The sequence below is a fragment of the Enterobacter sp. genome, from assembly GCF_977039595.1.
Genome location: NZ_CDRQYH010000100.1, coordinates 1 through 11,547, shown reverse-complemented (window position 1 = coordinate 11,547; position 11,547 = coordinate 1). Strand labels below are relative to the sequence as shown.

The window sequence follows — 11,547 nt, the reverse complement described above, 5'->3', positions numbered from 1 at the left end:
GGCAGCACCTGGCACGGCTGGGACGGAAGTCGCTGTCGTTCTCAAAATCGGTGGAGCTGCATGACAAAGTCATCGGGCATTATCTGAACATAAAACACTATCAATAAGTTGGAGTCATTACCCGCAACTGGCAGGGAAAGATTTGCCCGCTAATCCCCAGGCGTGAATAAACCCTTCTTCGCAGACTTTCTTTTGGCCGTCAGCGTAGCCGCGAAGATATTCACTACGATCAACGTGGGTGTCGTTAAAACTATCGGCCAGGGTCTGGTTATCTTTAACCGGCAGGCCATTCATGGCGTCTTCTTTACCTGCATCAAACCAGGAGGGACTGGTCCAGTCGGGCTGAAAGGTATAAGGATTGATCTGGCAGCCCGTTAAAAACAGCGACAACAGCATGAGAGCAATTGAACGCATAGCCATTCTCCTTTTTTCTTCAGCATAGCCTGGCTTAAGAATATATGTCTGTAATTTAAAGTTTACGTTTTTGGCGGCTGTTTTTTGCAATAAATTGGTTTGTGTAAAGTAATGTGTACGTATTTTGGATTGAAATGTTTACTTTTTATGGTATCGTGGTTTCACCTCATTGAGGAAAACAACTATCGCAAACGAGCTTTACAGGATCGCCATCATGCAAAAAGACGCGCTGAACAACGTACATATCACTGACGAACAGGTTTTAATTACCCCGGATCAACTGAAAGCAGAATTTCCGCTGAGCGTCGCGCAGGAGGCTCAGATTGAGCACTCGCGTCAGACCATCTCAAATATCATCGCCGGCCGCGATCCGCGCCTGCTGGTGGTGTGTGGTCCTTGCTCCATTCACGATCCTGAAACCGCCATTGAGTACGCTCGTCGATTTAAAGCATTAGCGGAGGAGGTCAGCGATAGCCTCTATCTGGTGATGCGCGTCTATTTTGAGAAGCCACGTACTACCGTCGGCTGGAAAGGGTTGATTAACGATCCGCACATGGATGGCTCGTTTGATGTGGAAGCAGGCCTGAAGATTGCGCGTCGCCTGCTGGTGGAGTTGGTCAGCATGGGGCTGCCGCTGGCAACCGAAGCGCTGGATCCGAACAGCCCGCAGTACCTGGGCGATCTGTTCAGCTGGTCCGCGATTGGCGCGCGTACCACAGAATCGCAAACCCACCGCGAGATGGCGTCTGGCCTGTCGATGCCGGTTGGTTTTAAAAACGGTACCGATGGCAGCCTGGCGACGGCGATTAATGCCATGCGCGCTGCCGCCATGCCGCACCGTTTCGTCGGTATCAACCAGGCAGGCCAGGTATGCCTCCTGCAAACGCAGGGTAACCCGGACGGCCACGTGATCCTGCGCGGCGGTAAAGCCCCTAACTACAGCCCGGCGGACGTGGCCCAGTGTGAAAAAGAGATGGAGCAGGCGGGACTGCGCCCGGCACTGATGGTAGATTGCAGTCATGGTAACTCGAATAAAGATTACCGTCGCCAGCCTGCGGTTGCGGAATCCGTGGTCGCACAGATCAAAGATGGCAATCGTTCGATTATCGGTCTGATGATTGAAAGCAATATTCATGAAGGCAATCAATCATCTGAACAACCGCGCAGCGCCATGAAGCACGGCGTCTCCGTGACGGATGCCTGCATCAGCTGGGAGACGACCGATGCACTGCTGCGTGAGATCCATAAAGATTTAAACGGCCAGCTGGCGACGCGTCTGGCTTAAGAGGGTAGTTATGGTTGCTGAATTGACCGCACTGCGCGATCAAATTGATGAAGTGGATAAGGCGCTGCTGGATCTGCTGGCGCGCCGCATGGCGCTGGTTGCCGAAGTCGGTGAGGTGAAAAGCAAATACGGCCTGCCGATTTACGTCCCGGAGCGCGAAGCCTCTATGCTCGCCTCCCGCCGTAAAGAGGCGCAGGCGCTGGGCGTTTCGCCGGATTTGATTGAGGATGTTCTGCGTCGCGTGATGCGGGAGTCCTATTCCAGCGAAAACGACAAGGGCTTTAAAACTCTCTGTCCTTCCCTGCGTCCGGTCGTGATTGTCGGCGGTGCTGGGCAGATGGGGCGCCTGTTTGAAAAGATGCTTACGCTTTCTGGCTATCAGGTGCGCATTCTGGAAAAAGAGGACTGGGCGCATGCTCCGGAACTCATGAAAGATGCAGGGATGGTTATCGTCAGCGTGCCGATCCACGTGACGGAGCAAATCATCGGGAAGCTGCCTCCTTTACCGAAAGATTGCATCCTGGTGGATCTGGCCTCCGTCAAAAATGGTCCGCTGCAGGCAATGCTGGCTGCTCATACGGGTCCGGTGCTGGGTCTGCACCCGATGTTTGGCCCGGACAGCGGCAGCCTTGCTAAGCAGGTGGTGGTTTACTGCGACGGTCGTCAGCCGGAAGCCTATCAGTGGTTCCTGGAACAGATTCAGGTATGGGGGGCACGACTGCACCGCATCAGCGCGGTTGAGCACGACCAGAACATGGCGTTCATTCAGGCGCTGCGCCACTTTGCCACGTTTGCCTACGGTCTGCATCTGGCGGAAGAGAACGTACAGCTTGAACAGCTTCTGGCGCTCTCTTCACCTATCTATCGTCTGGAGCTGGCGATGGTCGGGCGTCTCTTTGCGCAGGATCCGCAGCTTTACGCGGACATTATTATGTCCTCCGAGAACAACCTGGCGCTGATCAAGCGCTACTATCAGCGCTTTGGTGAAGCCATTACGCTGCTGGAGCACGGAGACAAGCAGGCGTTTATCGATAGCTTCCGCAAGGTCGAACACTGGTTTGGCGACTACGCGCAGCGTTTCCAGAATGAGAGTCGGACTTTATTGCGCCAGGCAAATGACAGTCGCCAGTAATGCGATGATGTATATACTGAAAGCCAGCAATGCTGGCTTTTTTCATTTTGGGGAACTGTCATGGCCGAACCGCAGCTGCTGTTAAATTACACCGGGCATTTGCCTGAATGCCCGACTTGGAGCGCCGAAGAGCAGGCGCTCTACTGGGCCGATATTCTGGAAGGAGAGATCCACCGCTACCATCTGCCGACGGCGGAACACACCGTACTCTCTTTCCACGAGGAGGTGGGCTGTTTCGCGTTGCGCGAGCAGGGTGGTTTTATCGTTGCGATGAGAACGGGTATCTGGCTGACCGATAAACACGGCCTGCTGCGCCGCAAGGTGTGTGATAACCCCTCTAACCCGCAGCTGGCGCGTTTTAACGATGGAGGTACCGATCACCAGGGCCGCTTCTATGCGGGCACGTTCTGGGGGCCGGGAGATTACAACGGCGCCCTGCTGATGCGCATCGACAACGACCTGACGCCGAAGGTGATCCAGTGCGATATCCACGGGCATAACGGCTTAGCGTTTAGCCCGGATAAGCAGTGGATGTTTACCTCAGATACGCCAAACGGTGTGATCTATCGTACGCCGCTTGATGAGCAGGGCGAACCCGGCAGGCGCGAGGTGTTTCGTCAGTTTAAAGAGGGCGAGGGGATACCGGACGGCGCGGCGATGGATGTGGAAGGCTGTTACTGGAGCGCGCTGTTTGACGGCTGGCGCATCGCGCGTTTTTCACCGCAAGGGGAGCAGCTGGAAGAGTATCGCATGCCGGTGCGTTGCCCGACGATGGTCTGCTTTGGCGGCGATGACATGAAAACGCTGTTTATTACCACCACGCGGGAGAATATGGAGGCGGAGGAGGTGGCGAAATATCCGCTTTCCGGGGCCATCTTCACCCTGCCGGTGGGCGTGGCAGGGATGAAGAAAAGCCGCTTTATCGAACGTTAGATTGGATCGACCGGCACGACGTTTTCGCTCGGGTAGCAGCCCAGCACCTTCATGGAACGCGTGATCTCGCCCAGCTCGCGGAGAGCTTTCTGCATGGAAGCGGACTCCAGGTTGGCCTGGATGTCGAGGTAAAACATCTCTTCCCACGGGTTACCGTGGATTGGGCGTGATTCCAGCCTGGTCATGATCAGGTTGTGATTACGCAGCACCAGCAGGGCTTCAACCAGCGCACCGGCCTGTTGGCCGGTTGCCATCAGCAGCGTGGTTTTGGCGGGTACCTGGTCAGACACATTGATTGCCTTGCGGGCCAGCACCACGAAGCGGGTAATGTTTTGCGTCTGGTTTGCCAGGTTGCGTTCCAGCACCTGCAGGCCATACAGCGCGCCGCCCGCTTCGCTGCCGAGCGCCGCGACGGTGGGGGAATTAGCCTGCGCCACTTTTTCCATCGCCGCCGAGGTGCTTTCGGTGTACTCAATTTTCCAGTTCGGATAGCGGTTCAGGAACTGGCTGCACTGCTGGAACGGCTGCGGATGACTGTAAACCGTTTCGATCGTGTTCAGGTCCGTTGAACCGGATACCAGCACGCAGTGATCGATAGGGATCGTCAGCTCGCCGACCAGCGACAGGCTGGTGTGCTGCAGCAAGTCGTAGACATCGTTGATGGCGCCGGAGCTGGTGTTTTCAATCGGCACCACGGCGTAATCCGCCTGGCCGGTCTCGACCTGGTTAAAAATGTCGGCAAACTTCGCGCAGCCGCTCTCGATAAACTCTTCGAAATGGCGTGCAGCGTACTGACGTGCGGCCAGGTGAGAATAAGAGCCCTTCGGTCCCAGGAAGGCGATACGCGCAGAGTGTGGATTGGTTTTATTGAGGTGCTGCTGGAGTAACGCTTGCTGGGTCAGAACGGAGTCTTCAATGATGAGCTGGAACAACCGGGTTATGTAGTGGGCATCGAGGTGATGCGCTTTGCCGAGCTGAATGAGACGTTCCAGAAGATCCCGCTCGCGGTCGATATCACGGACCGGACGATGGGAGTCCAGCTTGGCTTTGCCTACTTCAACGGCAAGGGCGCGGCGTTCGGCCAGCAGCGCCAGCAGTTTCTCATCCAGCGCGCTGATTTTTACGCGCAGATCCAGTAACGGGTTTTCCGGTGTCATAGTGTTGCCTGTCTCATTTTATCGTTATCAATAAAAAAGGCCCCCCGGTGTGGGAGGCCTTGTTGTTCGTCTTCGCATTCTTTATCACACGACGAAACGCCTCCCGTTCAGGGGAAGGTAAAAAAGAATGCGAAGAAGAACGGCGTAAGTTTCATAAAGTCATCCTGCGATTGATACCGTTAAAGTACCCGTACTGTTTTCACCCTGTCAATAAAAAACAAAAAACGCGCCCGAAGGCGCGTTGGCGGTACACTCAATTTAAAGGATTACTCTTCTTCAACTTCTTCCGCGAAGCTGGCGTCTTTCACCGATGTTGTGGCGCGACGGGCTTCACCTTTGTGTTGCACTTTATTGAGCTGCCGTTCCAGCTTGTTGATCAAATCGTTAATAGCGGTGTACATATCCTCGTGTTTTGCGCTGGCGACCAGATGGCCGTTTGGAGTATTGATAGTTGCGTCAGCGATGAAACCCTGCGGCTCCTTGGACAGGATGATATGTGGATTAATCAAATGAGTTTGCCATTTATCCAGTTTGGCGAGACGGTCTGCGACGTGCTGGCGAATTGCCGGAGTAATTTCCATTTGTTTACTGGTAATGTTCATTGTCATAAATTTTACCTCTTGTCTTTCCGTCTTGGTGATTCCAGCATACCCGACCCAATGTCAAAATGTGTGATTTAGATCACGTTATTTTGTCGGTTTTTGTCAGGGAATCTTTTTTGTGAGGCAGGGCAGGAAGAGGTGAGATTTACCTTGTAGAAGGCATAAATTGGGGCCATAGTTGACAGGATGTGTTGAGGCTAAGGCGCTTCAGCGATGCTCAGAAACGAATAAAAAAACGGCAGCCAGCGGGCTGCCGTTTTGCATTGAGGCAAAATCAGGTGTTGCTGCTGTTCGCGGCGATGATTTTCGCCACTTTTTCAGCCTGAGCGGTCATCTGCATCTGACGGTAAGCATTTTCCATCAGCTTCAGGCCGTCGCGCGTTGCCTGAGTATCCGGGTAATCGCGCAGCATACCTTCTACGCGGTTAACCACGGCAACCCATGCGCCACGGCGGGTATAATATTCCGCCACGGAGTATTCATATTTCGCCAGACGATCTTTCAGGAACACCAGACGTTTGGTGGCGTCGGTCACGTACTGGCTGTTTGGATAGCCGCGCACCAGCTTGGAGAAATCATTGAAGGCATCACGCGCATGCTGCGGGTCACGGTCGGAACGATCCACGCCGAAGAAGCCCTGCAGCGCACTGTCGTCCAGCGCCATGTTGGTGAGGCCGCGCATGTACATCACGTAGTCGATGTTAGGATGAGTCGGGTTCAGACGCATGAAACGATCGATGGTTGCCTGAGCCAGCGGCAGATCGGCATTTTTATAGTATGCATAGATGAGATCTAACTGCACCTGCTGCGAATACGGACCAAATGGATAGCGATTATCCAACGCTTCCAGTTGCGTTATCGCCTGTTTCCAGTTACCGTCCTGCAACTTTTGTTGTGCAGTCGCATAGATTTCATTCGGCGGATTGTCAGGGACCTGTTCATTTGAACCGGAGCAGCCCACCAAAGCCAGGCTCAACGTGGCCGCTGCCACCAGATATTTCATGCGCGTCATGACGTTTTGACTTTCCTCAAATGTTTGTCCGGGAGAAACTCTGTTCCTGCTCCCGATTAAGACCAGCTACAATAGCACACTATATTAAACGGCAAAGCCGTAAAACCCAACGTTAAACGAAGAAGCAGTTTATGGCACAACGAGTAGAACTCACCGCAACAGTCTCCGAAAATCAGCTCGGTCAACGCTTAGATCAGGCTTTGGCCGAATTGTTCCCTGATTATTCGCGTTCACGCATAAAAGAATGGATCCTTGACCAGCGCGTGATGGTAAACGGCAAGATCTGGGACAAACCAAAAGAGAAAGTGTTAGGTGGGGAAGCTGTCGCCATCAATGCTGAAATCGAAGAGGAAATCCGCTTCGAGCCGCAGGATATCCCACTGGACATCGTCTATGAAGATGATGACATACTGGTAATCAACAAGCCGCGCGACCTGGTTGTTCATCCGGGCGCGGGGAATCCTGACGGTACGGTACTTAACGCGCTTCTCCATTACTATCCGCCGATCGCGGATGTTCCGCGCGCGGGCATCGTGCACCGTCTGGATAAAGACACTACCGGTCTGATGGTGGTGGCGAAGACCGTTCCTGCTCAGACACGTCTGGTGGAGTCGCTACAGCTGCGCGAAATCACCCGTGAGTATGAGGCGGTAGCCATTGGGCATATGACCTCTGGCGGGACGGTAGAAGAGCCTATCAGCCGTCACCCGACCAAGCGTACCCACATGTCGGTGCATCCGATGGGTAAACCCGCCGTGACGCACTATCGCATTATGGAACATTTCCGCATTCATACGCGTCTGCGTCTGCGTCTGGAGACCGGGCGTACTCACCAGATCCGCGTGCATATGGCCCACATTACCCATCCGCTGGTGGGGGATCAGGTCTACGGTGGTCGTCCACGTCCGCCTAAGGGCGCGTCGGATGAGTTCATCAGCGTATTGCGTAAATTCGATCGTCAGGCGCTGCACGCGACCATGCTGCGCCTTTACCATCCGATCACCGGTATTCAGATGGAGTGGCATGCGCCTATCCCGCAGGATATGGTGGAGCTTATTGACGCCATGCGTGCTGATTTCGAAGAACATAAGGATCAAGTGGACTGGTTATGACCAAACTGATTGTCCCGGAGTGGCCATTGCCTGCCGGCGTGGTCGCCTGCAGTTCAACACGTATTGGCGGTGTTAGCCAGGGCGCGTGGGAGTCGTTGAACCTCGGCGCGCACTGTGGCGATAACCTGGAACATGTTGAAGAGAACCGCAGACGTCTGTTTGCTGCGGGGAACCTGCCGTCGAAACCGGTCTGGCTGGAACAGGTTCATGGCAAGGCGGTGCTGAAGTTGACGGGGGAACCCTTTGCTTCTAAACGCGCTGATGCCTCTTACAGCAATACTCAGGGAACCGTTTGTGCCGTGATGACCGCCGATTGTCTGCCGGTACTTTTCTGTAACCGTTCAGGCACCGAGGTGGCTGCAGCACACGCGGGCTGGCGTGGACTGTGTGAAGGCGTGCTGGAAGAGACAGTTGCCTGCTTTAAGGATGAGCCCGCCAATATTATGGCCTGGCTTGGCCCGGCCATTGGTCCTCGCGCTTTTGAAGTGGGGCCGGAGGTTCGCGAAGCCTTTATGGATAAAGATCCGCAAGCGGTGGACGCCTTCCTGCCTTCTGGAGATAAATATCTGGCCGATATTTACCAGCTTGCTTGTCAGCGCCTGAACAGCGTCGGCATAACGCAGATCTTCGGCGGCGATCGCTGTACATTCACCGAAAAGGGTGATTTTTTCTCTTATCGCCGCGACAAGACGACGGGGCGTATGGCAAGTTTCATTTGGCTGATATAACCTAAAGAATCAAGACGATCCGGCACGTGCCGTTTTCTTTTCACATAATTCAGGTCATTAACCTTGAATAATTGAGGGATGACCTCATTTAATCTCCAGTAGCAAATTTGACCTGTTATGGGAGGAGTTATGCGTCTGGATCGTCTTACTAATAAATTCCAGCTTGCTCTCGCCGATGCCCAGTCCCTCGCACTGGGGCACGACAACCAATTTATCGAACCTCTTCATTTAATGAGCGCCTTGCTGAATCAGGAAGGGGGATCGGTACGTCCTTTATTAACGTCCGCTGGCATTAATGCTGGCCAGTTACGCACCGCTATCGATCAGGCGCTGAGCCGTTTACCGCAGGTCGAAGGGACCGGCGGCGACGTTCAGCCGTCGCAGGATCTGGTGCGCGTCCTGAACCTTTGCGACAAGCTGGCGCAAAAACGTGGGGACAACTTTATTTCGTCAGAGCTGTTTGTTCTGGCGGCGCTTGAATCACGCGGTACCTTGACCGACCTGCTGAAATCCGCCGGTGCGACCACCGCCAATGTGACTCAGGCGATTGAGAACATGCGCGGAGGTGAAAGCGTGAACGATCAGGGAGCCGAAGACCAACGTCAGGCTTTGAAGAAATTTACGGTCGATCTGACCGAGCGTGCTGAACAGGGCAAACTTGACCCGGTGATCGGCCGTGACGAAGAAATTCGTCGTACCATTCAGGTACTGCAACGTCGTACCAAGAACAACCCGGTGCTGATTGGTGAACCGGGTGTCGGTAAAACCGCCATCGTTGAAGGGCTGGCGCAGCGTATTGTGAACGGTGAAGTGCCGGAAGGGCTGAAAGGCCGTCGCGTACTGGCGCTGGATATGGGCGCGCTGGTGGCCGGTGCGAAATACCGCGGCGAGTTCGAAGAGCGCCTTAAAGGCGTGCTTAACGACCTGGCGAAGCAGGAAGGCAACGTCATTCTGTTTATCGATGAACTGCACACCATGGTCGGCGCGGGTAAAGCGGACGGCGCGATGGATGCCGGGAACATGCTGAAACCTGCGCTGGCGCGCGGTGAACTTCACTGCGTCGGTGCCACTACGCTGGATGAGTACCGTCAGTACATTGAGAAAGATGCTGCGCTGGAACGTCGTTTCCAGAAAGTGTTTGTTGCCGAGCCAAGCGTTGAAGATACCATCGCGATCCTGCGTGGTCTGAAAGAGCGCTATGAACTGCACCACCATGTACAGATCACTGACCCGGCCATCGTTGCGGCGGCGACGCTTTCGCATCGTTATATTGCTGACCGTCAGCTGCCGGATAAAGCGATCGACCTGATTGATGAAGCGGCGTCGAGCATTCGTATGCAGATTGACTCGAAGCCGGAAGAGCTGGACCGACTCGACCGACGCATCATTCAGCTCAAGCTGGAACAGCAGGCGCTGAAGAAAGAGTCTGATGAAGCCAGTAAGAAACGCCTCGATATGCTCAATGAAGAGCTGGACGATAAAGAGCGCCAGTATTCTGAGCTGGAAGAAGAGTGGAAAGCCGAGAAAGCCTCCCTTTCCGGTACGCAGACCATTAAAGCTGAACTCGAACAGGCAAAAATTGCCATTGAGCAGGCGCGACGCGTGGGCGATCTGGCTCGGATGTCTGAACTGCAGTACGGCAAAATTCCTGAGCTGGAAAAACAGCTTGAGATAGCGACGCAGTCAGAAGGTAAAACGATGCGTCTGTTGCGTAATAAAGTGACGGATGCCGAGATCGCGGAAGTCCTGGCGCGCTGGACCGGTATTCCCGTGGCGCGCATGCTGGAAGGCGAGCGTGAAAAACTGCTGCGCATGGAGAACGATCTCCACAATCGTGTGATTGGTCAAAACGAAGCGGTTGAGGCGGTATCGAACGCTATTCGTCGTAGCCGTGCAGGGCTGTCCGATCCAAACCGCCCGATTGGTTCGTTCCTGTTCCTGGGGCCGACGGGTGTCGGTAAAACCGAGCTGTGCAAAGCGCTGGCTAACTTTATGTTCGACAGCGACGATGCGATGGTGCGTATCGACATGTCCGAGTTTATGGAGAAACACTCCGTCTCGCGTCTGGTCGGGGCGCCTCCGGGATATGTGGGTTATGAAGAAGGTGGGTACCTGACGGAAGCGGTGCGCCGTCGTCCTTATTCTGTCATCCTGCTGGATGAGGTGGAAAAAGCGCATCCGGATGTGTTCAACATCCTGCTTCAGGTGCTGGATGATGGTCGTCTGACCGACGGGCAGGGGAGAACGGTCGACTTCCGTAATACGGTTGTCATTATGACCTCGAATCTGGGTTCCGATTTGATTCAGGAACGTTTCGGTGAACTGGACTACAGCCACATGAAGGATCTGGTGCTGGGTGTGGTAAGCCATAACTTCCGTCCGGAGTTCATCAACCGTATTGATGAAGTGGTGGTATTCCATCCTCTGGGTGAGAAACACATTGCGTCGATTGCGCAGATCCAGCTGCAGCGTCTGTACAAACGTCTGGAAGAACGTGGATATGAAATTCACATCTCCGACGATGCGCTGAAGCTGCTGAGTAAGAACGGTTACGATCCGGTGTACGGTGCGCGTCCATTGAAACGCGCTATCCAGCAGCAGATCGAAAACCCGCTGGCGCAACAGATCCTCTCCGGGGAGCTGGTTCCTGGCAAAGTTATCCGTCTGGAAGCCAACGACGATCGCATTGTGGCAGTGCAGTAAGTCACAAAACGCAAAAACGAGCCGCTTGCGGCTCGTTTTTGTTTAAAAACCAGGCGAAAATTGAGGTCTGGAGTTGGTTTTGCCTGGAAAGTGAGCAGTCAGTAAGTAAATTTCACTTTATCCTTGCAGGTTCAGAATTACTCCCTATAATGCGCCTCCACTGACACGGAACAACGGCACACACGCCGCCAGGTCAGCAGAGAATAGCGTAAATAAACGCTTGACTCTGAAGCGGGAAAGCGTAATATGCACACCCCGCGCCGCTGCGAAAAGCGAAGCGGCACTGCTCTTTAACAATTTATCAGACAATCTGTGTGGGCACTCAAAGTGACATGGATTCTTAACGTCGCAAGACGAAAAATGAATGCCAAGTCTCTGAGTGAACATGCGTAATTCATTACGAAGTTTAATTCACGAGCATCAAACTTAAATTGAAGAGTTTGATCATGGCTCAGATTGAACGCTGGCG

The 11,547-nt window shown here is 54.0% G+C and carries 12 protein-coding genes and 1 other annotated feature; of the genes, 7 read left to right on the top strand and 5 right to left on the bottom strand.

Annotated features, from left to right (window positions below):
- The coding region (locus ACWYRJ_RS19465) for an IS1 family transposase (RefSeq protein ID WP_000300949.1) at positions 1–107 on the top strand (107 nt) is incomplete at its 5' end.
- Between the two features lie 10 nt (positions 108–117).
- Here the strand turns inward: ACWYRJ_RS19465 and ACWYRJ_RS19460 are convergent.
- Positions 118–414, bottom strand: coding sequence for a DUF2799 domain-containing protein (locus ACWYRJ_RS19460; protein ID WP_455508459.1), 297 nt, complete (start codon positions 412–414; stop codon positions 118–120).
- A 214-nt stretch (positions 415–628) separates the two neighbouring features.
- Here ACWYRJ_RS19460 and aroF point away from each other — a divergent pair, with 214 nt between their 5' ends.
- Genes aroF through ACWYRJ_RS19445 form a run of 3 tightly spaced genes read left to right on the top strand, consistent with a single transcriptional unit; the run spans position 629 to position 3,764 of the window.
- Complete coding sequence (gene aroF, locus ACWYRJ_RS19455; RefSeq protein ID WP_111964897.1) at positions 629–1,699, top strand: 3-deoxy-7-phosphoheptulonate synthase AroF; 1,071 nt, start codon at positions 629–631, stop codon at positions 1,697–1,699.
- Positions 1,700–1,709: 10 nt separating this feature from the next.
- Positions 1,710–2,831 (top strand): bifunctional chorismate mutase/prephenate dehydrogenase, encoded by a 1,122-nt coding sequence (gene tyrA / locus ACWYRJ_RS19450; protein WP_111964898.1) that lies wholly within the window; start codon positions 1,710–1,712, stop codon positions 2,829–2,831.
- Between the two features lie 60 nt (positions 2,832–2,891).
- Positions 2,892–3,764 (top strand): SMP-30/gluconolactonase/LRE family protein, encoded by an 873-nt coding sequence (locus tag ACWYRJ_RS19445; protein WP_455508458.1) that lies wholly within the window; start codon positions 2,892–2,894, stop codon positions 3,762–3,764.
- Here ACWYRJ_RS19445 and pheA read toward each other — a convergent pair.
- From pheA to bamD, 4 genes are all read right to left on the bottom strand, one after another.
- Complete coding sequence (gene pheA / locus ACWYRJ_RS19440) at positions 3,761–4,921, bottom strand: bifunctional chorismate mutase/prephenate dehydratase (protein ID WP_021242003.1); 1,161 nt, start codon at positions 4,919–4,921, stop codon at positions 3,761–3,763. The genes ACWYRJ_RS19445 and pheA overlap by 4 nt on opposite strands.
- A gap of 30 nt (positions 4,922–4,951) precedes the next feature.
- Positions 4,952–5,077: a sequence feature (Phe leader region), on the bottom strand.
- Positions 5,029–5,076, bottom strand: coding sequence for a pheA operon leader peptide PheL (gene pheL, locus ACWYRJ_RS19435; protein ID WP_100249759.1), 48 nt, complete (start codon positions 5,074–5,076; stop codon positions 5,029–5,031). (Overlaps the previous feature by 48 nt.)
- A 110-nt stretch (positions 5,078–5,187) precedes the next feature.
- Positions 5,188–5,529 carry a ribosome-associated translation inhibitor RaiA gene (gene raiA, locus ACWYRJ_RS19430; RefSeq protein ID WP_008502470.1) on the bottom strand — a complete coding sequence of 114 codons (342 nt, stop codon included), beginning with the start codon at positions 5,527–5,529 and terminating at the stop codon, positions 5,188–5,190.
- A 268-nt stretch (positions 5,530–5,797) separates the two neighbouring features.
- Positions 5,798–6,535: an outer membrane protein assembly factor BamD gene (gene bamD, locus ACWYRJ_RS19425; RefSeq protein ID WP_023308867.1), complete on the bottom strand. Its 738-nt coding sequence runs from the start codon at positions 6,533–6,535 to the stop codon at positions 5,798–5,800.
- Between the two features lie 131 nt (positions 6,536–6,666).
- Here bamD and rluD point away from each other — a divergent pair, with 131 nt between their 5' ends.
- From rluD to clpB, 3 genes are all read left to right on the top strand, one after another.
- Complete coding sequence (gene rluD / locus ACWYRJ_RS19420) at positions 6,667–7,647, top strand: 23S rRNA pseudouridine(1911/1915/1917) synthase RluD (protein ID WP_025759248.1); 981 nt, start codon at positions 6,667–6,669, stop codon at positions 7,645–7,647.
- Positions 7,644–8,375 (top strand): purine nucleoside phosphorylase YfiH, encoded by a 732-nt coding sequence (gene yfiH / locus ACWYRJ_RS19415; protein ID WP_455508457.1) that lies wholly within the window; start codon positions 7,644–7,646, stop codon positions 8,373–8,375. The genes rluD and yfiH overlap by 4 nt, the downstream gene beginning before the upstream one ends.
- A 129-nt stretch (positions 8,376–8,504) precedes the next feature.
- Positions 8,505–11,078, top strand: coding sequence for an ATP-dependent chaperone ClpB (clpB, locus tag ACWYRJ_RS19410; protein WP_045909253.1), 2,574 nt, complete (start codon positions 8,505–8,507; stop codon positions 11,076–11,078).
- The last annotated feature ends 469 nt before the right edge of the window (positions 11,079–11,547 follow it).